Source organism: Paraburkholderia sp. EG286A, from assembly GCF_040965375.1.
Taxonomy (GTDB): domain Bacteria; phylum Pseudomonadota; class Gammaproteobacteria; order Burkholderiales; family Burkholderiaceae; genus Paraburkholderia.
On record NZ_JBFRCB010000010.1, the window covers coordinates 235,343 to 257,396 of the forward strand.

A 22,054-nucleotide genomic window follows, 5' to 3' on the forward strand; every position below is an offset into this window, starting at 1 on the left:
CTTTCGCGGTCAGTGGGCATCGCGCTCATCCGTGTACCAGCCCGGCTGCTGCGGATAGTGCGGACCGTCGTAGATCTCCACCACGATGGTGTCTTCGTGCGCGAGCGTCGGGCCGTGGACGTGACCCTTGGGATTCCAGTAGAAGCTACCCGGCATCAACACCACATTCGTGGCCGTGTATTCGTAGCGCCCCTGCAGGCAGAACATGAACTGGTTCGATGCATGCGAGTGCGGCACGGGAATCGACACGCCCTTCTCGAAGCGGATCAGTGCGATGGAGGCGCCAGTGGCGTCGTCGCGCCACAGCATCTTTTCGTGGAGACCCGGCAGGGATTTGGGGCGCCACGGCATGTCTTCGCTATTTAGGAGTACTTCTTCTAGCGGGGGGATGGACGAGGTAGAACTCGACGGGTTCACGATGTTGTCTCCGGTTTGTTTCTGGTGGTTTGGATGAAGTACGGTTAAGAGGCCTCAGAGCGCCAGAGAAGCGGCCAGGCTCCCCCCGCCACAGACGAAGAGGTTCTGCCCCGTGATCCAGCCGTTTGCGGGATCGGCAAAGAAGAGGACCGCGCGTGCTACGTCGTCCGGGCGGCCGAGGCGCTGGAGCGGCAGAGAAGCGGCCAGGGCGCGCGCGCGTTCGCCATGCTCCGGGATGTCGCGAGTCAGCATGCCGGTGACGATGGGCCCCGGCGACACCGTATTGACCGTGATGCCGGACGGGCCGGATTCCAGCGCCCAGGTGCGGGTCATCGCGGCCAGCGCGGCCTTGCTCGCGCCATAGGCGGTGCGTCCGGCCAGGCCCACGATGGCGCGCGACGCCAGGTTGACGATGCGGCCGAAGCGCTGCGCCTTCATGTGCGGCAGGCAGGCCTGCGCCAGCTTCATGGCGCAGCGCACGTGCAGCGTCATCATCAGGTCGAACTCGGCATCGTCCACGTCTTCCAGCAGGGTGTTGCGCACCACGCCGGCGTTGTTGACGAGGATGTCGGCCCGCTCCGTCTGGGCGAGCGTCGCCAGCGTGCGGATGCCATCGGGCGTCGTCAGGTCCACGACGCAGGAGACGAGACACGGATGCGCGCTGGCGGACGGCTCGAGCCCCGCGGCAATCACGCGCGCGCCTTGCGCGAGCAGCGCCTCGCTGACGGCCAGTCCGATGCCCGCGTTGCCTCCGGTCACGACGGCCGTACGTCCCGCGAAACGCTGGGTTTCATGATGGAACTGGCTCATACCGCACCTCCGTGTTCAGGCAATGGCAGCGCGCGGACGCGCAGCACACCAACCGGCGCCGATCCGTTACGGCTCAGGCTGACCCTCACGCGGGTACCCGGGGCCAGCATGTCGTCCGCCAGCGCGAAGAGCGTGACATCGGAATCCGTGCGAACGGCCGCCACATGTAAAGGCAGCAAACTGACGAAGGCAGGCTCGAGCGTGTGGTGCAGGCGCGTCACCGACAGCACCACGGCCGCGCCGCTGTCCGCCACGTAGTCGATGCGTCCATGCAGGCAGCGCGGGCAATAGCGTTGCGGCGGATAGAACTGGTGGCCGCACTGCGCGCAGCATGGCAGTGCGAGGCCGCCCGACGGCGTGGACTCCGCCATGCTGTGCCAGGCAAGCGAGCGGCATTGCGCAAAAGAAGCATCGTGGCTCATGGCGTGACTCCCTCGATGATCGCCGCACCGGTCGCGAGGCAGCGGTCGTACACGGCCATGCCGTAGCCGCTGGCGAGCCCGAGGCGGGCAGCGCGTACCTGATTGGCGCCGGCCTGCGCAGTGACCTGCCGCAAGACTTCCACCAGCCCCAGATAGCCGCCGGCCGCACCGGCCTGTCCGCAGCCGAGCTGGCCGCCGCTTGTGTTGTGCGGAAAGTCGCCGCGGAAACTCAGATCGTGTGACTGAATAAAAGCGGCAGCGGCGCGAGGCGGGCAAAAACCGAGACCTTCGAGTTGCAGGAACACTACCGCGGGGTAGTCGTCGTAGGTGGCCAGCACATCGATGTCCCCGCAGCCGACGCCGGCCTCGCGGTATAAGCGGCTGCACTCCTGGGCCCAGCCGCCTCGCAAGATGGCTTCATCGTCGGCATAGGCGTTGTGGCGCTCGACCACCGACCGGATACGCGCGTACGGCACGCCGAGACGGAGGGCCCGCCGCCGCGGCATCACCAGAAAACCCTCCGCACCCGCGCACGGCATCACGACATCCAGCTTGTGGAGCGGCTCGGCGATTGGCCGGGCTTCGAGGTACGCCTCGAGCGAGATGGGATCGCGCAACAGCGCATGCGCGACGGCGCTGGCATTGGCGCGCTGCGACACGCAAAGGCGGCCGAAGTCGGCTCGCGTGGCGCCGGTAGCGTCCATATAGCGCTGGGTCAGGTGTGCGAACGGCATGTTCGGACCCGCCGCTCCGTAGGGATACACCGCGTCGATGGCCGCCCACGAGAAGCGACTGGCCAGCCCGGCAAAACCACCGCGTGGGTTGGCGTCGGCGCCTATGCAGGCCACGACCTCCGCGTCGCCAGCCTCCACTGCGCGTGCCGCGCGGCGCAGCGCGATGACGCCGCTGGCGCCGCCGAAAGGCACGGATTCCAGCCAACGCAACGACAGCCCCAGCGAGCGCGACAGGCTGGCCACAGGGTCGGGCGCCAGCGTGAAGCTGGACACGGCGAGGCCGTCGATACTGTCTTTCGACAAGCCGGCGCCAGCCAGCAGCTCACGCAGACATTGCGCGACATACCAGTCTGCCGCCTCGGTGCTGTAGCGCGCGTAGCCTGTCGTGACTGGCACCGCGAGCACGGCTTGCGCGTCTTCTGATTGGATTGCCATAGGAGTCTCCGGCGGCCACTCAGGCGTTGCCCGTCGGATGCGCGGCGGAGCGTTTCTTCAGGGCGCGCAGGTCGAATGCCGCGCCCTCGCCGGCCAGGTGGCCCATGATTTCGCGCAGCACCCCGCGCTGCAGCTTCTGGGAAGCAGTCAGCGGAAGCGCGGACACGAACGCGATGTAGCCAGGGAGCTTGTAGTAAGCGAGCCGCTGGGCCGCAGCCTCGAATATTTGCAGCGCCACCTCGTGCGAAGGCGCGTGGCCGGCGGCAAGCTCGATGCACGCCATGACCTCCTCGCCCCGCGTCTCGTCTTCGACGGGTCCCACGCCGACGTTGCGCACAACGGGCAACTGGTTGAGCACGGCCTCGACTTCGAGCGAGGCGATGTTCTCGCCGCTGCGCCGAATGATGCTCTTCTTGCGGTCGACGAAATGCAGGGCGCCATCGCTAGCCGCGCGCACGATGTCCCCGGTGTGGAAGTACCCGTCCGCCCATGCGGCTTCGGTCAACTCTGGCTGGTTGGCGTACCCGGAGAAGAATCCCGCCCGCGCGTCCGGACCGGCGGCGCGCACCCAAAGTTCGCCGGAGCTGCCGGGCGGCACGTCAACACCCGCGTCGTCGACGATCCGGTATTCCATGTGCCCCGCCGGTCGGCCGAAGCAACGGCTGCCGGCATGGCGCGGCTCGTCATTGGCCGCCACCGCTGCTCCCGCGCCGACTTCGGTCATCGACCAGGACTCCACCAGCGGAAAGCCGAAGCGTTCCTCGAACGCCGCCTGGTGTTTGGGATGCACGCCGGCGCCAAAGCCGAACTTCACGGCGTGCGCGCGGTCGCCGGTCTGGGGCGGGAATTGCAGCAGGATGGCCGGCATCACGCCGAGGTAATGCACGATGGTGGCCCCGCTCTCGGCAACGGTCTGCCCCCAGGTGCCCGGGTGGAAACGGTCCAGCTGAACGATGCAACCGCCGCTCAGGATCATGGCCATCGACGAGCAGGCCAGCGCGTTCATATGCACCAGCGGCAACGGCGTGATCAGGCGTTCGGCACCGGGCTCGATTGCGCACAGGCCGCCGAGCGACAAGTACCAGCGGCCGAAAGCCAGCATGTAGGCATTCGACAGCATGCAGCCCTTCGGCAAACCCGTGCTGCCCGAGGTATAGACCAATGCACACTCGTCCTCGCTGGCTGCGAAGGTGCCGGGCGGCACCGGCACCTGGGACGCGGCATCGCCAAGGCACCAAACTGGCGGCAACGGCCCGTCGGTGCCGGCCAGTGCGAGGTTCAGCGCGGGTTCCAGCGCCGCCTTTCGTCCTTCCAGCGTGACCACCATCACGGCTGCACTGTCGCGCAGCACATGCGCCATCTCAGTTGCGCTGTGCTCCGCGTTGAGCGGCACGATCGACACTCCGATGCCGTTGAGCGCCAGCCAGCACAGGAAGAACTCGGCGCGGTTATCGAGCATCAAGGCAACGCGATGACCGTACGTCAGACCAGCTTCGCGGAAATCGGCCTCCAGCGCCTGCACGCGAACGGCTGCCTCGCGGTATTGCCAATCCACCGGCTGGCCTCCATACCCCACCGCTGCCTGCGCGGGAATATGGAGAAAAGGACGCTCCGGATAGCGATGCGACGTTGCGTCAAAGGCCGACCGAACTGACTCACCGGAGATTGCGGCGCTATCGCCCAGTTGCGTCGGAAACTCGCATGAGGAATCAAAAGCCATGTTGTCTCGCCCATTTCATTGTCTTTCTGATGTCGGCCGGTTGTTGTCCCCGGTCAGACCATGAGCGAATACTAGTTGTCGAGTATCTTGATGTCAAGCAATCAATTGCAAAGTTATTTGGAGCCAAGTAAAATTGGTGTATGACTACCCTTGACTATGTGGACCAATTTCTCGCCGAATGGCGTACGGCGCGCCCCGACCTGGATCTGCAACACGCCGACATGCTGATCAGGGTGATCCGTCTGGGCGGCGTGCTGGAGCGAGAGTTGATCAAGCTTTCCCAGGCGCACGGCATCACATCGGGCCAGTTCCAGGTGCTGGCGGCGCTGCGTCGGCGCTACCCCCAAACGGCATCGCCGTCGGATCTGAGCCGCATCGCCATCCTCACGACGGGCACGATGACCGTGCTGCTGGACCGGCTGGAGGACAAAGGCCTGGTGCGCCGTCTGCCCGATCCCAATGACCGCCGGCGGCTGGAAGTGGAACTGACGGAAGAAGGCCTGGCGTGCATCGATCGTGCACTGGACGAGCGGGTCGGCCGGCTGAACGCGCTGACGGCGATGCTCGATCCGGAAGAGTCCGTCGCAGCAGGCCATGCACTGCGCCATTTGTTGAACGCGATCGACGCTTCAGGCGACAGCGGCGACTGATCGGTAAAGGGGTGCCGGCTCAGGCGCCGCGCGGGAAATTTCAGCGCGTCTCGATCCGGTAGATGCGGATCGCGTTGTCATGCCAGACAGCGCGCTGCGCGGCCGCACTCCAGCCGCGGGTATCGAGAGCCTGCGCGAACGTGCGCACGAGCGCCGGATAGCTGACCCGCAGACCGGCTACCGGAAAATTACTCGCAAACATGCAGCGCCCTGCGCCGAAGATCGCGAGCGCGTCTGCGATGATCCGCCTGTTCTCCGCCTCGTTCCACGCGACATCCCGCAGCCCGAACTCCGATAACTTCACGGCAACGCGCGGCAGCGCGGCGAGCGCCTCCATGCCCTGCCGCCAGGCCGCGAGACCGGCTTCGGAGCGATCCCATGGCAGGCCGGCGTGCTCGAGCACGACATCGACTGGCGGCGCATCGGCCAGAAGTCGCGCGACCTCGCCGAGATGCCAGAACGGCACCCGCAAATCCCAGCTCAGGCCGTGGGACGCGAGCCGTTCGAGCGCTCGCGGCCAGCGCGGATCGTCGAGCGTGCCGGGGCCGTCGAGCGCGCAGCCCGGCCCCGCAGACGTGCGCGGCTTGAACCGTACGCCGCGCACCAGCGGATACGCAGCCTGTTCGCCGAGCCGTTCCTCCGCGTCGCCGGCCAGGAGATCGACCCACGCGACCACCGCCGACGGCAGCGGCGCGCGCGCCGCGACTTCGTGCAGCCAGCGGGTCTCCGCGAGCGCATCATCGCGCGCACACTCGGCCTCGACATGCACGCTCGCGACGACGGGTGCGCCATCCGCGACGCGGCGGTATTCGTCGACATCGAAATCACGGCATAACGAGGCGTAGTCGCCAAGAATGAAATGCGCCGGATCGTACGCGTCCTGAAGCCATGGATAGCGCAGCGGGCCGTCGAGAAGCCAGAGATGATGATGCGCGTCGACGATCGCGTCCGGCAGCGTGAGCGTGCGATCCGCCGCGCCCGGCTCAGTTGCCACCGGGGACCACATGGGACGCATCCGGTTCGCGCAGCGTGGCGATGTCGTTGACGAAGCGCCATGAACCCAGATCGAGTTCGCGCACGTGGTCATCCTGGAACGACACGTACGCTGCGCAACGCAACGGATGGAACGACAGCGCCGTGGGGTTCGCCGGCAGCGCGATGCGCTCGATTTCCTCGAGCTGCGCCGCGTCGAACACCGAGATCGACTGCTCGCCGGAGTTCGTCAGCAAGAGCAGATCGCGGCCGTTCGGGGCGCTCGTGCGGTAGATGCGGTTCGGGTCGCTGCGGGTCTTCACGCGGCGGCCGCACGTCATCGTTTCGGTGTCGATTGCAACAAGTGTGTCGTCGCCGCGGTTCGCGACATACAGGATCTTTTCGTCGCTCGATAGCGCATTGCCCTCCGGGCGCGGGCCGGGCATCACCGCGCGCGGCGCGATCGTCGCATCGCGCGGATGGAACTGCGTGACCGTATTCGACAGCAGATGCACGCCGTAAGCGCGGCTGGCGTCGCGCGTCAACGTGACAAGGTGTGTTTTGACTCCGCCCGACGGCACCGCCATGTTCGGCACGTCCTGCTCGCGCGGGCGGTCGAACACGAGCAGCATGTCGTTGGCCTCGCTCATTGCATAGAGTCGGCCAGATGCATCGCTCGCCATCCCGTGCGGACGGTAGTACGGCCACAAGTCGAGCATGCGTGTCAGTCGGCGTTCATGCAGGTCGATCTCGGCCACGCGATGGTCGCCGTCCTGCCCGCGCGTCCAGGCCGTCTCGATCCCAAAGATGCCGACATACGCATAACGACCTTCCGCATCGACGGTGAATTCGTGCGGAAAGCTCGGCAATACGATGTGCTTGAGCGCCATCTTCGTCTCGAGGTCGTAGAAGCTGAAAGTGTGAGCGCATTTTTGCACTAGCAGCAGGATGTCATTCATCGAACCCATCTCCTTGTTTTCGGTATTGTGCAACGGCACGCCGCTGGCACGTCGATCTGTCCGGTTTGGCCGATTGCGCGTCAGTCCTCGCAACGCTTCGGCAGTGTGAGCGCCAGCAGCCCGGAGACCGCCAGCACGACGGCAAGGCTGTAGACACCGGCCGCCGAGCTGACGTGCTGCGTCAGTACCCCCACCGCGTACGGGCCGCAAAAGCCACCTAGATTGCCAAGCGCGTTGATCAGGCCGCGCGCGCTGCCGGCCGCCTCGACGCTGCAAAGCTTCGGCGGAATCGCCCAGAAGACGCCCGCCGCCGCCTGCAGGAAGAAGCCGCAGCCGATCAGGAATGCGAAGGAGACGGCCATCGTCGCGTGCGTCAGCACCGATAGCGCGAGGCAGGCGGCAAAGCCGACGAGCGGCAGCAACACAAAGAGGCGTCGTTTGCCTGAACGATCCGACAGGTACGATGTCGCGAACATGCCAATGACCATGGCGACGTACGGAATCATCGCTAGCAGGCCGATTTTGCCCATGCCCGTATGAGTCAGGTTCTTGAGCAACGTGGGCAGCCACATCGTGTAGCCATAGATCCCGGCCTGGTAGCAAAAATTGATCGCAATCAGCAGCCAGATCGTCGGGTTGCGCAAGAGCGCACCCAGCGACGTGGCGGTCGGCGCGCCCGCGGCCGCTTTGCGCTCACGCTCCGCACGCAGCGCGTCAAGGATGTACGCCTTCTCCCGCGGCGACACCCAGCGCGCGGTCTGTGGGCCGTCATCGGCAAACAGGAGCCAGACACCGAGAAACAGAAGGGAAAGGACCGACGTGCAGTAGAACAAGTGGCGCCAGTCATAGGCGGCGAGCACGAAGCCCGACAGCGGCGCCGTGATCATTCCCGCGAGCGGCACGAACATGATCACCATCGCGTTTGCCCGGCCGCGCTCGCGATCCGGGAACCAGTGGCTGACCATCGTCAGCACGACCGGCAGCATGCCGCCCTCCGCAACGCCGAGCAGGAAGCGCAGCGTGAGCAACTCCCAGGTCTGGGTAACGAGGCCCGTGAGCCCCGACAGAACCGCCCAGCTCACGAGCGACCACGCGATGAACTTCTTGCCGCTGCCAAGCGCCGCGCGCCGGCCGCCCGGGATCTGCAGGAACAGGTAACCGAAGAAGAAGATGCCCCCCGCGAGTCCTGCCATCGATGCGCTCAGTCCCAGGTCGGCGTTCATGCCGCCCGGCATGGCAAACGCGATGTTGACGCGATCCATGTAGGAGATGATGCAGGCGAGCAGCAGCGGCACGATCACGCGCACCCACCGGCGGCGAGGAATGGTGTCATCCGCTTCGTATGCCGGGGTTGCCGGGTTCAGAATGGTCATGGTGTCTCCAATATTGTTTGGCCACGTCGGTCTTTTCGCCGACGGCTTGTCGAGGCCAGTCCGGACCGGCGCAAGCCGGCCTGTGTGCTGCGCCCGCCTCGTCAGCGCCCCCAGCGCAGCACGAGCGGATCGAGCCGCCGCGCCGCGTCGAGCAGGCCGGCGCGGACCTGCGGGTGCAACTCGGGCCACGGCGCGCGCGGCTTGTCGCACGCGATTACGCCGCCCGCCTTCAACAACGCCTTCGCAGTCAGGAAGCCCGCTTGCCGGTTCTCGTAGTTGATGAGCGGCAACCAGCGCGCGTACCGCTCGACCGCCTCGTCGCGGCGCCCCGCGAAGTGCGCGTCGGTGATCTGGCGGATGCCGTCCGGATAGCCACCGCCCGTCATCGCGCCTGTCGCGCCGGCATCGAGGTCGGCGAGCAGCGTGATGCCCTCTTCGCCGTCCCAAGGGCCCTCGATCGCATCGCCGCCCAGGGCGATCAGCTCGCGCAGCTTCGACGCAGCACCTGCCGTCTCGATCTTGAAGTACGACACCGCGTCGATCTCCCGGGCGAGTTTCACGAGCAGCGGCACGGACAACGTCGTGCCGCTCGCCGGCGCGTCCTGAATCATCAACGGGATCTGCAGGCCGGCGCTCACCTCGGCGAAGAACGTGTGGATCTGCGCTTCGGGCACGCGAAATGTCGCGCCGTGGTACGGCGGCATCACCATGACCATCGCTGCGCCGAGCGCCTGCGCCCGCCGATTGCGTTCGGCACAGATGCGCGCGCTGAAATGCGAGGTCGTAACGATCACGGGCACGCGCCCGGCGACATGCTCGAGGGTCGCTCGCGTGAGCGTTTCGCGTTCGTCGTCGCTGAGCGCGAACTGCTCCGAATAGTTCGCGTGGATGCAGAGGCCATGCGAACCCGCGTCGATCATGAAGTCGAGGCAGCGACGCTGGCCATCGAGATCGAGCGCCCCATCCTCGGTGAAGATCGTTGGGGCGACGGGAAATACGCCCTGGTAACGTGCCGCCATGATCACTCCACGATCTCGAACTGGTCGAGGAATTCGGTCTTGAGCGTGAGGCCTAGGCCCGGCACGTCGTCGCGCAGTTGCAGGAAGCCGTTTTCGGCCACCGGCTCGCCGTCGAAGATGTAATAGAACAGCTCGTTGCCGACCTCGACGTCGAACATCGGGAAGTATTCGCTCATCGGCGAAGCGAGCGTGCTCATCGTCAGGTGATAGTTGTGCATCTGCCCCGCGTGCGGGATCACCGGCACCGAGTACGCCTCGCACAGCGCGTTGATCTTGTGCGCCATCGTGATCCCGCCGACCCGGTTCGTGTCGTACTGGACGACCGATACCGCCTTGCGGTCGAGCAGCTGCCGGAAGCCGTACAGCGAGAACTCGTGCTCGCCGCCCGAGATCGGGATGCTGGTCAGACGGTTCAGCTCGGCGTAGCCGTCGATGTCGTCGGCGATCACCGGCTCCTCGAGCCAGCGCGGCTCGAACTTCTCGAGCTTCGGCAGGATGCGCTTTGCGTACTCGACGTTCCAGCCCATGTAGCACTCGAGCATCAGGTCGTTGTCATAGCCGATCACCTCGCGGATCGCCTCGACCGACTTGAGGTTTTCCTTCACGCCGTGCTGCAGGTGGGCGGGGCCGTAGCCGAAGCGCATCTTGAACGCAGTGAAGCCCTGGTCGAGGAACTTCTGCGCCTCGTTCTGCATTTCCTTGAGGTCGCTGCGGTAGAGCTTGCTGTAGTAGCAGGGAATCTTTTCCTTGGTACGGCCGCCCAGCAGCTTGAACACAGGCTTGCCCACCGACTTGCCGAGAATGTCCCAGATGGCGATATCGACTGCCGAGATGGCGGCCATGGCCACGCCCTTGCGGCCCCAGGCGTGGGTCGCCCGGTACATCCGCTGGTTCAGGTATTCGTAGTCCCATGGGTCCTGGCCGATCACCAGCGGCGCGAGATACTGGTCGATGATGGCTTTCGCGATGGAAGGCGCCAGCGCCACGTTCCCCAGGCCGACGATGCCGTCGTCGGTTTCGACTTCGACCACCGTCCATGAATGGAAGCGGAAGGTGCTCATCGTCTCCTGCGGCGCATAGAGGAGGTCCATGGCGTTGGAGCAAAAGTTGCCCTGCGGCGGCACGGTCTTGCCCTTCCATTGAAATACGCGGGCTCGTACGGATTTGATCTTCATTGCTGTGTCTCGTCTGATTTCGTCTAATTCGATCGGCGATGGGATTCGGAAACTGCGCGGTCGTGCGTGACCGAACGGGGCGTCAGACGGAAATCGCCTGCTGGCGGTGCGCGGCGCCCATCCGGCAGGCGATCTGCAGCGCCTGCCACGTCGCGCCTACGTCGGCGACCCCGCGGCCCGCGATGTCGTAAGCGGTGCCATGCGCGGGCGTCGTGATCGGCACCGGCAGCCCGCCCTGCACGGTCACGCCGCGCGAAAAGCCAAGCAGCTTGATCGCAATCTGCCCCTGGTCGTGATACATCGTGACGATCGCGTGATACTCGCCTGCCTGGGCCTTCAGGAAGATCGTGTCTGCGGGGAACGGACCGTGGAACGGCTCGGCAGTAGGCCAGTGGCGCGACTGCAGCGCTCGCACCGCGGGCGCGATGATGTCGACTTCCTCGCGGCCGCAGCTGCCGCCGTCGCCGCCGTGCGGATTGAACGCGGCGATCGCGACCTTCGGCAGCGCCACGCCGTTCGCAAGCAGTGACTGGTAAATCAGCTCGGCCGCCTGCCCGATCCGCTCGACGCTCAGGTAGCTCGCTGCATCCTTGAGCGGAATGTGCGAGGAAATACGCGCGGTCCACAGTTCCCCGAGCGTATTGAACTCACAAAAGTAGCCGGTGACGCCGAGATATTCGGCGAAGTGATGCAACTCGTCCTCGTGGCGCAGGCCGCCGAGCTTCATCGCGTGCTTGTTCAATGGCGCGAAGCAGATCGCGTCGACATCGCCCGCGAGCGCCGCGTCCATGCAGCGGTCCAGCACGCTCAGGACCGAGCGGCCGCCTTCGGCACAGACCTGACCGACCCGGACCTGCGCCGGCTCGACCGTGTCGATCTCGACGAACGCGGGACGGCCCGTCGCTTGCCGGCTGCGCACATCGGCGAGCGACGCGAGCCGATCCGTTTCGACCTCGACGCCGGCAACGCGCTGCCCGGCTTCCCAGAGCCAGCGATCGCCGATCAGCACGAGGTTGGCACGCGCGCCCACGTTCGGCTGGGCGAGCAGCTTCGCGATCAGTTCGGGGCCGATTCCGGCCGGGTCCCCGAGCGTCAACGCGACGACGGGCAGGTTCGCCTCGACTGTCATGCCGCCCCTCCCGCGTACGCGGTACGCCGCGCGGCCGTTGCAATGCTCTGCATGTTGCGTCTCCTGTAGAGGCCGGGGTCCGGCCATGCGTCATGTGGGGTTCATACTAGGTAGACGGATTGAGTCGGTAAATTGAAAACTCTTGATGAATTGATAACCAGGGGTAATCAGAATGGGCTCGATCGACCGACGCGACTCGACTTCACAATTGCTGAACCGGCTGCGGATGCGCCAGATCGCGTTGATGCTGGCGGTCGACGAGTGCTCGACGCTGCGCGCGGCGGCCGACCGGCTCAGCCTGACGCAGCCCGCGGCGACGAAGATGCTGGCCGAACTCGAGAGCGCGCTTGGCCAGCCGCTGTTCGACCGCGTGGGCCGCGGGCTCGTGCTCAATCCGGCGGGCGCGCGGGTGCTCGGCTATTTCCGCGGCATTCGCGGCAGTGTCGAGGCGCTGAACCGCGAACTCGCGGAGCTGCAGCTCGGCAGCGCCGGCCGGCTCGCGATCGGCAGCATCATGGCGGCGGCGCCGGGGCGGCTCACCGACGCGCTCGTGAAACTGAAGGAACGCTACCCGCTGCTTGCCATTGAGATCGCGGTCGACACCAGCGACCGGCTGATGCCGCAGCTGCACGACGGCGTGCTCGAGGTCGTGATCGGCCGCAACGTCGGGACCGACTGCACGTTCCGCGCGGTCGACGACGAGGCGCTCGCCGTCGTTGCGGGCTGCGGCCACCCGCTCGCGGGCACCGGGCCCGTCACCTTCCGCGCACTGCTCGACTACACGTGGATCCTGCAGCCGGCGGGAAGCCCTGCACGCGAAGTCGTCGAACGCGAGTTCCGCATGCACCACCAGCCGATGCCGCGCGGGCTGATCGAAACCGGCTCGATCCTGACGACGATGAACCTCATCGACCGCTCGCCGATGCTCGGCGTGATCCCGCTGACGGTGGCCCAGCGCAACGCAGAACACGGGATCGTCGCGATCATCGACTACGTGTTCGCGCAAAAGCTACCGTCGTACGGGAGCGTGGTGCGGCGCGACCGGCCTCTGAGCATCGCGGCCAGGCAATTTCTCGGGCTGTTTCATAGAGACGCCGACGAGTACACGGATGCGGCGTAATTCGATGCGGGTCGTCGGCGCGATTGGGCATCCGGCTAGAAACGGTGGACAACCCCGATCGCACCTGCAAGCTGGCTTGGCGAAGACGACGGCGCGCCGTTCATGCCGTCGCCGATGCTTGCGGTAGCAGTGATCATGTTGCCTGCCCCGCTCGTGCCCAGCATCTTTCCATTCGCCCGCTGATACGCCTCGATCAGGTAGATACCGGTACGTTTGGAGAGTGCATAGAACTGCGCAAGACTGAACTGATGGTATTGCGCTGCGTTCGCGATCCCGTTGGCTTTCGAGGCCCACGTATAGCTGTAGCCGCCGGCCAGGTCCCAGACAGGCGAGGCCTTCCAGTGAAGTACCCCGCCAACGATGTTGAAGATCGCCGTATCAGAGAATTTCGACCCGACACCGGGGATGTACTGCACATCCGAATACGACGTCGAGATATCCCATGTCGGATTGAAGCGCCATCCACCCGTGACTGCGACGCGTTGTTGAGCCTGCGCTTGCGTCTTCTGTGGTTTCATGTGCGAGGCTATTTCTATCGACGTGACTTATAGGTCGCACCCATTTTCATAGGGCTCCCCGGTCATCTTGCCTGGCTCGTGGCGGTCCGAAGCGATTGCGTGGGAACAGAATATAAGGTCGTGGAAGACCGAGTCGATTGACGTTTTTCTATGCGTCGATAACTTGGGGGCATACTGGCAACGTAAACCTGTCCACCCATGATTCCATCTTTCAGCGCGCTGCAATCCGACTTGTCTACGTCCTTGCTGCGTTCTTCGCACTGCGCGATGGTCCTCGTAGCCCGGATCACGGCCGACGCCGGCTTCGCCCGCAAACGGCAGCACCCACGGCGCCCACGTATCGAGGCGTGCGCGCAAGTTCGCCCGCATCTTCGCGCGCCGGAAAGAGGCTCCTGAACAGCTCGCCTAACTTCATTCCGCCTCCGGCACCGTGCCATGCGGCAGGGGCATCGCCGCATGTTTCGCCGCAGCAATGGCCGCCGGCAAAGGCGGTGGACTGCTGGCAGTGGCCCTCGGCCCCGGCTTTGCGCTGCCCGTCAGAAAGATGCGCGCGGGCAACGCAAAGTGCCGCAGCTGCAAGACATCAAGTGGGCCGGCTCCCACGTCGCTGCTCAGCCGGACCTTCAGCGGAATGCCCAGGCTCGAATCCGGCGTCCACGTGAGCAGATAACGCGCATTGTCCTGCTGGGAAACCTTCGCCCGCTCCAGTAGCCGGATCAGTCCAAACCTGCCCTGAGCATCGAGCGCCGAGCGCAGGCCGCCCAACTCCGTCTGCCATTCGATATGCGACAGGTTCTCCAGCGACTGGCCTGGCCATTCGAATGGGACCCATTCCTCTTTCTGGTTGAAGTAGTCGAGCTCACGCCCCGACAGCACGACCTTCATGTCGGTCACGCCAGGCGTTGCGACACCGCGCAGGTCAAACCGGATATGCGCGTCGCCGGACGGAAACAGTACAGTCGAGACCCGCATCAACCGGTTCAGCCCCTCAAGGAAGCCTGGATCGAGGCGCAGGGCATCCTGTTGCGTGCCCCCACCCTGCGCGACCACCCAGCGGTCGCCCTGGCGCTCGGCGATGCCGGCCAGCTGCGTCGTGACGAACCGGGTGATCACGCCGTTGTCCGGCCGCATGAAGCGGGCCATCTCTGGCAACGACGCATCGTTGTCCGAATCGGCGAACGGATAGCGGCCTCCGAAGGCGTTGCTCCAGTCAGCGACGATCGAACTGCGCCAGATGTCGTTCAGGCTGGCTGCCGCGGGCTGCACCACCGCCTGCCAGGTCTGGTCGAGCGGCGCCTGGAACAACTGGCCGAAACCGGCCCATTGCTGGCCGAGGCTTGCCGCGACACGGCTCACGTAGTCGCGGCTGTCCGCAATGTCCGATGTCTTGCCCTGCAGCACAGCCTGCGCGGCTACGCGCGACATCGCATCCGTATCCGGGCTGTTCACCATCTGCTCCAGCTTCAGGCGCATTGCCGTAACCCGCTCGAGATAGCGGGCAAGGCTCAGGTCACCGGTCGTCGCCACCTGTGCAGCCGCCTTGCCGCTCTGCGCCGGCGCGGCGGGTACGAGATCGCTGCCACTGAGCCGTAGGATCGGCCCGAATGCATTCGCGAGCGGTGCGAGCTGAGGCTGTACCTGTTTCGCCGGATCTTTCTCGTTGGCGCCAACAAGGTGCTGCGCCTTGCTGATCAGCGTATCCGAGAGCGATTGTGCCGTGACGCCCGCGCCGGCCTGATACACGATGGCATTCATGAGCGCGACCAGCGGCGAGCGCTGCGGGTCGCCCAGCAGTGAGAGCTGGTCGGCGGTGGCCGACAGTGTCGAGGCGCTCTGCCAGCGCAGGCTGTTGAGGAACTGCTCCCATGCGCGCGCGTAATCGTCGAAGTAGCGTTGATGCAGTTCCGCTTTCAGCGTCGACGACGTGGCGTTTGACGTTTTCGCGTCCGAGAGCACCCAGTCGCCGCCGACGTCCCCCTGCTTACTCGCGTCGTCGATCGCGTTCGAGATGCGCTGCTCCCACGCGTCGCGCGTGAAGACGCCCGGGAGGGTCTGGGTGGTGTTGAACAGGCCGCGCCCGGTGGTGTCACCCAGCAGGGTGGCCAGCGAGAGCGGCGGATATTTCGGCTTCGCGTCGTCGAGGATCTGCTCGTAGATTGCTTCGGTCGAATTCTGGATTCCGCGCACGCCAATGACCGTCTGGCGCGTGGCGGCGACCAGGCCACTGTCCGGGACGATCGCGAGCGACGATCCATTCGTCGAAGGTCGATGACCCAGATGGTCCGCGAAGAATCCGATCGCGTGCTGGCGAAGGTCCTCCCACGTGCCGGCCGAAAGCGCAGAGTTGGGCGGGCGTGCAGGCGCCTGCGTTGCCAGGAGCTCGGACGTGAGGAACGACGGGATGGCCCGCTTGGGCTTCGCGAGCATCAGGTAGGCCTTGAGCGTATCGTACGCGGCCTGTGCCTGGGCGTTACCGCCGCTGGCGATCTCGGCGTCGGACGTAGCGGCAAGTTGGCGCAGGCGATCCTCCAGATTCTGGCGGATCGGCCCAACGAGGATACGGCCTGCAGCGTCCTCATAGCCGGGCCACAGCGCGGCGAGCAGGGCGCTGTCACGATTCAGCCCGAAGCGCGTTGTCCAGGGCGCACCATCGCGCTGGCGAATTTCAAGCGTGTCGATCTGTTTGTCGAGGCTGTCCAGCGTTTGCATGCCCTGCGCCGGGCTCAGGGTTCCTGACACTTTCGCGAGCGTTTCCTGCGCTGCGGCAATCGTTGCGCGGTTCGAAAAGCCCGACACCATCGTGCCAACGATCCAGAGGCCGACCACGCCTGTCGTAATCCACGCGGCGATGATCGAAGGCGAAAAACCCACGCGGCGGCCTTGGACCCGGCGGCTGTGGTCTGCTACGGTCTGCCAGATCGAGCGGTGCTGCAGGGCGACCGGATTGCCTTCCCCCTCTTCAATGGCTTTACCCGTGGCCCCAGGTGGGGCCAGTTCCCGCTCCCTGAATAGCGGTGCGAAAAGCAGGCCGTGAACGGCGTGGCGCCAGTAGCGCGAGCGGGCCGTCTGCAGGACGAGTCCCGACAGCGAGCTGCCCAGCATTTCAATGTGCTGCGAAAGTTCCGCCGGGTAGCGGTCGTGATTGTCCCCGGCGATGCGTGCAACCCCAGTATCGGCGAGATTACGGACCAGGCCGTTCAGGGATGTGCTGACCTCGTCCGCGTTCACACGTGCGTTCGACCAGGTAAAGCCGATGGCCTCGTCCGGTCCCGTCGGCTCGGTGCCAAAATCCGTTACGTTGACCAGATAAGTCGGCGCCGCCCAGCGCAGTGCGCGGGCGTGGCGCGCCAGGCGCTGGGCAAGCTCGTCGGCGTCGAACGCAGTTCTCGCCGACGTGCGGTTGCGGGTCACCGCCACGATCGCATCGATCGGCCGGCACGCGCGCAGGCGTCGAATCTGTTCAAGCCATTCGGTGTCGAGCCTGTCGGTAGTCTGCTTCGCATAGAGCAGGACGGTATCGCCGGTGATCAGGTAGCCGGTGTCGACAAGGCCTGGAGCGAGACGTTTGACGAGCGGTTCGTCACCGGCCACCAGCACCCAACGCTCGCGGTAACGCCAGCGCCAGCCGTGCCGATCGCGAAGACTGTTACGCAAGTCTGCAGCGCGCGAACCCACCGCCGCGCTACCGGTCTGTGCAGATGACGAGCTGAACTGCTTCGCTACCCAATACCGGATACGCCGTGCGGCTATCGCTGGACGGGAAGACTCATCGAAGCTGAACCACAGGAACAGCACGACGAACACGACACAAAGAGCGACGATCCACCCTGCCCGACTCTCGGCTGAATGCAGATCCAACCACGAGTCGCCCCTGAACCAGATCAGCAATCCGGGCAGCACAACCAGTATGACGACGCTCAGAATGTCGGTCCGGAACTTGCGTAGCATATGTCGTTACAGTCGAAGGTGAAGTTGCAATGCCAGATGGCAAAGCCGGTGGCCTGCCCTCGGAAGTGAAGCTGCCGCGGCAGTTTTGGCCTACGCTCAAACATCCACGTGAGATGAGTATTGCGATGGAAGCAGACGCGGAGGAGGATCACACCTGCACGCGCACAGGTCATCGCTCAGTGCGCCTTCCCTGCCATCGGGTCCTGTCATTGACGGGCGCGGACCGTCACACACGATGTAACCTGTCGACCGACATTCAGGACACCATACTTCGTCCCTCTCGTAGGCCTGCTCGCGCTCGCTAACCCTGTCGTTGAGATCGCCACCCACTACGGTGCCATCCGCTGTCGTCCTGTCGCCCTTCAGAATGTCGTACCGCCTGACCATGATGTGATTCCGGATTGATGGGGTAAATTGCGATGTGCGCCGGGTCGTTACTGGACCAGACACCTGAAATCTCGCGGACGCTTTCTCGTCAACCCGTGTTTCGAACAACCGAAAAACAGGCGCCGGTCTTCCCTGCCGTCGCTACTAGCTGGTGCGCACCATCGTGCACCGCGCCTTTGGCCGCGCACGCCACGGCAAACCACGGCGCCACACTTCCGGCATGGCCAACCATGCAGTCGATATCCGCCACCTTTGCGTCAATACCTGCCTTGACCACAGCTTTGGCTACCGCATTGGCGTCGACACCATCAAGCCCGGCTTGCCAGACCCGTGTGATCTCCGCCGGCTCGCCACACCCCCAACGCAGGGAACGCCCGAGGGCATCGTCTATGCCACAGTCGTCTGTCCCGTTCGGCCGATGCAACATCGCGATCGACGCAAGCTTGAATTGCTGACATACCGACGCGGGCGCAACGAGAAGGGTGGCCACCGCCTCGGCACTTCCGTCAGGCGGAAGCGCCTCATGAACTGCGTTCAGTCTCACGCAAACGAGAAGCCGCGCTTCCTCGTCGAGCCTGCGGCTGACCCGGTCAAGCCACATGTCGGCGTACATCAGGTCCGATGGCTCTGGCATGAGCCTGACCTGAACCGGGCGTAGATCCGCCCGCGCCCATTGCCTGTTCCAGATTGCCAGTGCTTCGTCCATGTCCGCCATGCCCGACAGCAATAACTGGACCTTCAACCTCAAATCTGGTGGCAACGAACGTACCGCTTCCGCAACCGCATTTGTCACCGTGCTGAATGCCCACGTCAGGACAAAACGTCGGCGTTCGCTGTCGCTCCTGAAGCGCATCCCATCCTCGTTTCGGTCCGGCCTCTCGAACCAGCGCCCATTAACCGGAGGCGTGCCTGGCTTCAGAGCCGTCCGCGGTTCGAGCTTGACGGAACCATCCAGCAATTTGCCAAAGTCATCGTCCTTCGCCTCACTGGCAAACCTGCAGTTCGCGACAAGAATGCCGAGCGGCCGGCTGGCCAGGTCAAACACGTCGTTCACGTATATTTCACGTGCGTCGTTCCACGCGATGGCGTCCAGCCGACGCCCCTCGTAGACGCTATAGCGCCGAAGGACAACGAAGGTTGCGATACCCAGCGGATACACCGTAATGCATATCCAGAACCAGGGCGTCTGGGTCGGCTCACCCTTGGGCCAGAGGAGCAATACCAGGAAAATTCCGGCGATCACAACGACGAAAAACACAATGGTCCAGACAATCCTCGACGGCGGATTCTCGGGCACCGGTTCCACTGACGGAAGCTTCGCGAAGTCAACAGCCATACCCGATTACCTTCAGAAATCGCAATTAAGAAGTCGTAGCCTCTGGCAAGGTTTCCGCCGTCTGACCGGACGCTCGCGTTGACCCCGATTGGGCCGTACTAGCACTCGCCCCCTTAACGTCGATGATCTGGCGCGGTTTGAGGTACCCACTGCCGTCGATACGGAGGAATCCAGCGCGTGAATCGTGCACGTATTGATCGAAGAAGCGGATCATGTTGGGAGACAGGGTCGGTGGGTTCAGCCACGCGTCCCAGTAGGCCAGTTGCTCTTCGGACAGCGGCTTGTTGGCGGGGCGATTACCACCGACCGTTTCGATCACGCGATCGTATTCGCCTCGATCTGTCTTCCACAACTGCGTCAGATATGCCCGCCAGTTCATCGTGTCCACGTCGATCTTCATTTGCTCGTGGAACTGCTGGATCCGCCCAAGCTGCGCCTGGATTTCCGGATCGGCCGAGCACACCCCTTTGTAGACGTCACACGGCCGCTCGTTGAAACGCACCTTCAACCAGCCGTAGTAGAGGCGCATGTGCGCGAAGATCTGCCGCTCCAGAGTCCCGTTTGCATTCACGGCGCCCATGTACTCATCGAACAGCGCCTTGACGTCCTCGTCGTATTCAAACAGGTCGAACACGTCCTTTTCGGCGAGCTTTGGCGCGGTGAACGGCACGCCACTTATTGCTCCCTCAAGTCGCATGCGGTTCAGCGCTATGCGTGCGAGCAGATCGGAACGGGCCTGTTCCTCGGGCCGATAGCCGCCGCCCACATCGGAATGCACGCCCGGCAACACGAGTTCTTCGTAGAATGCCTGCGTGCCGCGCACGGGCGTCGATGGAAAGCACGCGCGCAGTTCGTGACCGGCGACGAAGTGCACACACCGCTCGACCTGCTCGGGCACCATCATGCGCATGTCGGAAAGGTTATGGGCTGGCAGCCCGACCGACTCGACCGTATCGAACACACCGAGAAAGCGGAAGTGCAGCGGTGCCGACTGGCCGTCCACCGCCGTCGGACACGGCCAGTGCGGCACGCCGTCTTTCAGCGTGCACTTCTTCAGCAGCCGGTTCACGAACGCCCGGGCGAGCGTCGCGCCACGCGAGAAACCGAACACGGCGATGTCGATGCGGTTGACTTTGTGATTGTTCGCCAAGCTTTCAACAAATTCCTTCTCGGCCTTCGCCAGGCGCACGTCGCTGCCCATTCCCGCACCACCACCTAACGTTTCACTGTCACGAATTTTTTCCCACCAACCAGGATCGCTCGCATCGAGAGGCGTGCCCACGCCGGGGTAGTAGAACCTCCAGATTAGTGGTCGCTCCTCAAGGTGACCATCGAACAGCCTCGCAATGTTTGATAGTTTCTGCTTTGGCTCATCGAGCCGACGATTGTTTTCCGTGCCGTCGAAGAAGAAACTGAACCACGGCTGCTGCTCGCAAGTGATGCAAGTCATGAATTCTTCCGCATGCAGTTGCGTGGCGGTTTTCATCGACTGCAAGAAGTGCATCGGATCGTCAGTTAGCCAGTCCTGCATCGTTATTCTCCCAAGTGGCGCATTACCCGCCGCCCCGAAAACACTTTGTCGACCCGTGGACTCGGCAAGCCGGTTTCTCCCCGGTCCGGTATTAACTCCGCTTCTACCTGACGGCCATCAAAGAATCGAACCATCAAGATGTTGTAGGAGTCTTTTTTCTTTGGCATCGCGCCGATGACCACGACATCCTTGCTGTACGTCTTCCACTCGGACCTATCGTCTTGACGCCCACCGATGCGCCACATCACCTTGATCGTCTGCCCGACTCCGGGAATTAAAGAGCAACATTCAGAGCCGCCTGTTCCTCCCTTCGAAAACTCTTTGACCTGAATGCCTTCCAGGCCGGTGTCCTTACCTTCAACAGTCTGGATCCAGAAGTCGTGGATGTAATCCTCCGTGTAGTTCGCACTCCAGGCCGACGCGTCGACATAGCCACTTGATTGACCGAGGGTGCACCCGCCGAGCACGCCAAACATCATCACGAAGAACACGCCTGCAATCCATCTCATTGCCTGCTTCTCCTTTACGACCACGGTTACCACGGCTACTGCTCACACGTAGTGCACGTCATGAACTCTTCCGCATGCTGCTGAGTAGCGGTCTTCATCGACTGCAAAAAGTGCATCAGCTTGTCGGTTATCCAGTCCTGCATTTTTATTCCCCTATATGGCGCATCACGCGTTGGCTGGAAAACAGCTTGTCGACTCGGGGATTCTCTGGATACAGCTCGGCAGAAGGAAATAGCTCCGCTTCAACTTCATGGTTAGGAAAGAACCGAACAACCAGATAGCTATGCGATTGTGGTTGTCTGGGCATTGTTCCTTTCACCACGGCGTCGCGACTGTATGTCTTCCACTCTGACCTGGGTTCTTGACGCCCACCAACGCTCCACACCACTTTGATCGACTGGCCGACGCCCGGCATTAATGAGCAACAGATGCTTCCAGACTTCCCACCTCGCGAAAATTCCGCCAACTGAACCCCTCCCACTCCGGTGTCTTTCCCCGAAGCCGTTTGGATCCAGAAGTCATGGATATAGTCTTCGGTATAGTTCGCGCCCCACGCCGACGCATCGACGTAGCCACTCGGCTGACCGACGGCGCAGCCGGTCAGCATGATCAACAACAGTACTAAGAATCCACATATCGCTCGCCTCATCGCCCACCTTTCGTTAGCTTCATCGACTACCACCACCACGCCGTCGTAGCGCCTTCTCTATTGACTCGCGACAGCTTCCAAGGATTACTTCTCCAACGGCAAGTCGAGATCTCGACTATCTTCAGTGCTATCGAAGAAGAAACCGAACCACGGCTGCTGCTCGCACGTGGTACAGGTCATGAATTCTTCCGCATTCTGCTGCGTGGCGGTCTTCATCGACTGCAGGAAGTGCATCGGATTG

19 protein-coding genes and 1 pseudogene are annotated in these 22,054 nt (G+C 63.8%); 2 read left to right on the forward strand and 18 right to left on the reverse strand.

Annotated elements, in window-relative coordinates:
• Positions 1 to 9 precede the first annotated feature (9 nt).
• The 5 genes from AB4Y35_RS35985 to AB4Y35_RS36005 are packed head-to-tail and all read right to left on the reverse strand — an operon-like array spanning position 10 to position 4,538.
• Entirely contained in the window at positions 10 to 417 is a 408-nt protein-coding gene (locus AB4Y35_RS35985; RefSeq protein ID WP_368708157.1) for a cupin domain-containing protein, read from the reverse strand.
• 54 nt (positions 418 to 471) lie between these two features.
• Positions 472 to 1,227: an SDR family NAD(P)-dependent oxidoreductase gene (locus tag AB4Y35_RS35990; protein WP_368708158.1), complete on the reverse strand. Its 756-nt coding sequence runs from the start codon at positions 1,225 to 1,227 to the stop codon at positions 472 to 474.
• Positions 1,224 to 1,649 carry a Zn-ribbon domain-containing OB-fold protein gene (locus AB4Y35_RS35995; RefSeq protein WP_368708159.1) on the reverse strand — a complete coding sequence of 142 codons (426 nt, stop codon included), beginning with the start codon at positions 1,647 to 1,649 and terminating at the stop codon, positions 1,224 to 1,226. Before AB4Y35_RS35995 ends, AB4Y35_RS35990 begins: the two co-directional genes overlap by 4 nt.
• Entirely contained in the window at positions 1,646 to 2,818 is a 1,173-nt protein-coding gene (locus AB4Y35_RS36000) for a thiolase family protein (protein WP_368708160.1), read from the reverse strand. The genes AB4Y35_RS35995 and AB4Y35_RS36000 overlap by 4 nt, the downstream gene beginning before the upstream one ends.
• A 19-nt stretch (positions 2,819 to 2,837) precedes the next feature.
• Positions 2,838 to 4,538, reverse strand: a complete 1,701-nt coding sequence (locus tag AB4Y35_RS36005) for an AMP-binding protein (protein WP_368708161.1) — start codon at positions 4,536 to 4,538, stop codon at positions 2,838 to 2,840.
• A 140-nt stretch (positions 4,539 to 4,678) separates the two neighbouring features.
• Between AB4Y35_RS36005 and AB4Y35_RS36010 the strand changes: the two genes are divergently transcribed.
• Positions 4,679 to 5,188, forward strand: a complete 510-nt coding sequence (locus tag AB4Y35_RS36010) for a MarR family winged helix-turn-helix transcriptional regulator (protein ID WP_368708162.1) — start codon at positions 4,679 to 4,681, stop codon at positions 5,186 to 5,188.
• A 40-nt stretch (positions 5,189 to 5,228) separates the two neighbouring features.
• Here AB4Y35_RS36010 and AB4Y35_RS36015 read toward each other — a convergent pair whose 3' ends face one another.
• The 6 genes from AB4Y35_RS36015 to AB4Y35_RS36040 form a co-directional block, all read right to left on the reverse strand.
• Entirely contained in the window at positions 5,229 to 6,203 is a 975-nt protein-coding gene (locus AB4Y35_RS36015; protein WP_368708163.1) for an amidohydrolase, read from the reverse strand.
• Complete coding sequence (locus AB4Y35_RS36020) at positions 6,172 to 7,119, reverse strand: YncE family protein (protein WP_368708164.1); 948 nt, start codon at positions 7,117 to 7,119, stop codon at positions 6,172 to 6,174. The genes AB4Y35_RS36015 and AB4Y35_RS36020 overlap by 32 nt, the downstream gene beginning before the upstream one ends.
• Before the next feature lie 80 nt (positions 7,120 to 7,199).
• Complete coding sequence (locus tag AB4Y35_RS36025) at positions 7,200 to 8,492, reverse strand: MFS transporter (protein WP_368708212.1); 1,293 nt, start codon at positions 8,490 to 8,492, stop codon at positions 7,200 to 7,202.
• A gap of 101 nt (positions 8,493 to 8,593) precedes the next feature.
• Positions 8,594 to 9,511, reverse strand: coding sequence for a dihydrodipicolinate synthase family protein (locus tag AB4Y35_RS36030; RefSeq protein ID WP_368708165.1), 918 nt, complete (start codon positions 9,509 to 9,511; stop codon positions 8,594 to 8,596).
• A 2-nt stretch (positions 9,512 to 9,513) separates the two neighbouring features.
• The gene (locus AB4Y35_RS36035; protein WP_368708166.1) at positions 9,514 to 10,686 is read right to left on the reverse strand and encodes an L-rhamnonate dehydratase; all 1,173 of its coding nucleotides are present in this window, start codon (positions 10,684 to 10,686) and stop codon (positions 9,514 to 9,516) included.
• A gap of 82 nt (positions 10,687 to 10,768) precedes the next feature.
• Complete coding sequence (locus AB4Y35_RS36040) at positions 10,769 to 11,815, reverse strand: 4-hydroxythreonine-4-phosphate dehydrogenase PdxA (protein WP_368708167.1); 1,047 nt, start codon at positions 11,813 to 11,815, stop codon at positions 10,769 to 10,771.
• Between the two features lie 172 nt (positions 11,816 to 11,987).
• On the opposite strand from AB4Y35_RS36040, the gene AB4Y35_RS36045 reads away from it, so the two are divergent.
• The gene (locus AB4Y35_RS36045; RefSeq protein ID WP_324159610.1) at positions 11,988 to 12,935 is read left to right on the forward strand and encodes a LysR family transcriptional regulator; all 948 of its coding nucleotides are present in this window, start codon (positions 11,988 to 11,990) and stop codon (positions 12,933 to 12,935) included.
• Positions 12,936 to 12,970: 35 nt separating this feature from the next.
• On the opposite strand, the pseudogene AB4Y35_RS36050 reads toward AB4Y35_RS36045, so the two are convergent.
• The 7 genes and pseudogenes from AB4Y35_RS36050 to AB4Y35_RS36080 form a co-directional block, all read right to left on the reverse strand.
• Positions 12,971 to 13,441, reverse strand: a pseudogene (locus AB4Y35_RS36050) (porin); the annotation flags it as partial.
• Between the two features lie 423 nt (positions 13,442 to 13,864).
• Entirely contained in the window at positions 13,865 to 17,401 is a 3,537-nt protein-coding gene (locus AB4Y35_RS36055; RefSeq protein WP_368708168.1) for an ImcF-related family protein, read from the reverse strand.
• A 96-nt stretch (positions 17,402 to 17,497) separates the two neighbouring features.
• On the reverse strand, positions 17,498 to 17,788 hold the full coding sequence (locus tag AB4Y35_RS36060; RefSeq protein WP_368708169.1) for a PAAR domain-containing protein: 291 nt from the start codon (positions 17,786 to 17,788) through the stop codon (positions 17,498 to 17,500).
• An 88-nt stretch (positions 17,789 to 17,876) separates the two neighbouring features.
• Complete coding sequence (locus AB4Y35_RS36065; RefSeq protein WP_368708170.1) at positions 17,877 to 19,124, reverse strand: hypothetical protein; 1,248 nt, start codon at positions 19,122 to 19,124, stop codon at positions 17,877 to 17,879.
• Between the two features lie 25 nt (positions 19,125 to 19,149).
• On the reverse strand, positions 19,150 to 20,655 hold the full coding sequence (locus tag AB4Y35_RS36070; RefSeq protein ID WP_368708171.1) for a DUF2235 domain-containing protein: 1,506 nt from the start codon (positions 20,653 to 20,655) through the stop codon (positions 19,150 to 19,152).
• Between the two features lie 2 nt (positions 20,656 to 20,657).
• Positions 20,658 to 21,164: a DUF3304 domain-containing protein gene (locus AB4Y35_RS36075; RefSeq protein ID WP_368708172.1), complete on the reverse strand. Its 507-nt coding sequence runs from the start codon at positions 21,162 to 21,164 to the stop codon at positions 20,658 to 20,660.
• Positions 21,165 to 21,309: 145 nt separating this feature from the next.
• Positions 21,310 to 21,771 (reverse strand): DUF3304 domain-containing protein, encoded by a 462-nt coding sequence (locus tag AB4Y35_RS36080; protein ID WP_368708213.1) that lies wholly within the window; start codon positions 21,769 to 21,771, stop codon positions 21,310 to 21,312.
• Positions 21,772 to 22,054 lie beyond the last annotated feature (283 nt).

What these genes read in the sequence shown, in the direction of transcription:
- AB4Y35_RS36070 (WP_368708171.1), bottom strand. Translation starts at nt 20,655, where the DNA reads ATGCAGGACTGGCTAACTGACGATCCGATGCACTTCTTGCAGTCGATG.
- AB4Y35_RS35990 (WP_368708158.1), bottom strand. Translation starts at nt 1,227, where the DNA reads ATGAGCCAGTTCCATCATGAAACCCAGCGTTTCGCGGGACGTACGGCC.
- AB4Y35_RS36010 (WP_368708162.1), top strand. Translation starts at nt 4,679, where the DNA reads ATGACTACCCTTGACTATGTGGACCAATTTCTCGCCGAATGGCGTACG.
- AB4Y35_RS36055 (WP_368708168.1), bottom strand. Translation starts at nt 17,401, where the DNA reads ATGCTACGCAAGTTCCGGACCGACATTCTGAGCGTCGTCATACTGGTT.
- AB4Y35_RS36000 (WP_368708160.1), bottom strand. Translation starts at nt 2,818, where the DNA reads ATGGCAATCCAATCAGAAGACGCGCAAGCCGTGCTCGCGGTGCCAGTC.
- AB4Y35_RS36075 (WP_368708172.1), bottom strand. Translation starts at nt 21,164, where the DNA reads ATGAGATGGATTGCAGGCGTGTTCTTCGTGATGATGTTTGGCGTGCTC.
- AB4Y35_RS36080 (WP_368708213.1), bottom strand. Translation starts at nt 21,771, where the DNA reads ATGCTGACCGGCTGCGCCGTCGGTCAGCCGAGTGGCTACGTCGATGCG.
- AB4Y35_RS36035 (WP_368708166.1), bottom strand. Translation starts at nt 10,686, where the DNA reads ATGAAGATCAAATCCGTACGAGCCCGCGTATTTCAATGGAAGGGCAAG.
- AB4Y35_RS36005 (WP_368708161.1), bottom strand. Translation starts at nt 4,538, where the DNA reads ATGGCTTTTGATTCCTCATGCGAGTTTCCGACGCAACTGGGCGATAGC.
- AB4Y35_RS36025 (WP_368708212.1), bottom strand. Translation starts at nt 8,492, where the DNA reads ATGACCATTCTGAACCCGGCAACCCCGGCATACGAAGCGGATGACACC.
- AB4Y35_RS36040 (WP_368708167.1), bottom strand. Translation starts at nt 11,815, where the DNA reads ATGACAGTCGAGGCGAACCTGCCCGTCGTCGCGTTGACGCTCGGGGAC.
- AB4Y35_RS36020 (WP_368708164.1), bottom strand. Translation starts at nt 7,119, where the DNA reads ATGAATGACATCCTGCTGCTAGTGCAAAAATGCGCTCACACTTTCAGC.
- AB4Y35_RS36065 (WP_368708170.1), bottom strand. Translation starts at nt 19,124, where the DNA reads ATGGCTGTTGACTTCGCGAAGCTTCCGTCAGTGGAACCGGTGCCCGAG.
- AB4Y35_RS36030 (WP_368708165.1), bottom strand. Translation starts at nt 9,511, where the DNA reads ATGGCGGCACGTTACCAGGGCGTATTTCCCGTCGCCCCAACGATCTTC.
- AB4Y35_RS35995 (WP_368708159.1), bottom strand. Translation starts at nt 1,649, where the DNA reads ATGAGCCACGATGCTTCTTTTGCGCAATGCCGCTCGCTTGCCTGGCAC.
- AB4Y35_RS36015 (WP_368708163.1), bottom strand. Translation starts at nt 6,203, where the DNA reads ATGCGTCCCATGTGGTCCCCGGTGGCAACTGAGCCGGGCGCGGCGGAT.
- AB4Y35_RS36060 (WP_368708169.1), bottom strand. Translation starts at nt 17,788, where the DNA reads ATGGTCAGGCGGTACGACATTCTGAAGGGCGACAGGACGACAGCGGAT.
- AB4Y35_RS36045 (WP_324159610.1), top strand. Translation starts at nt 11,988, where the DNA reads ATGGGCTCGATCGACCGACGCGACTCGACTTCACAATTGCTGAACCGG.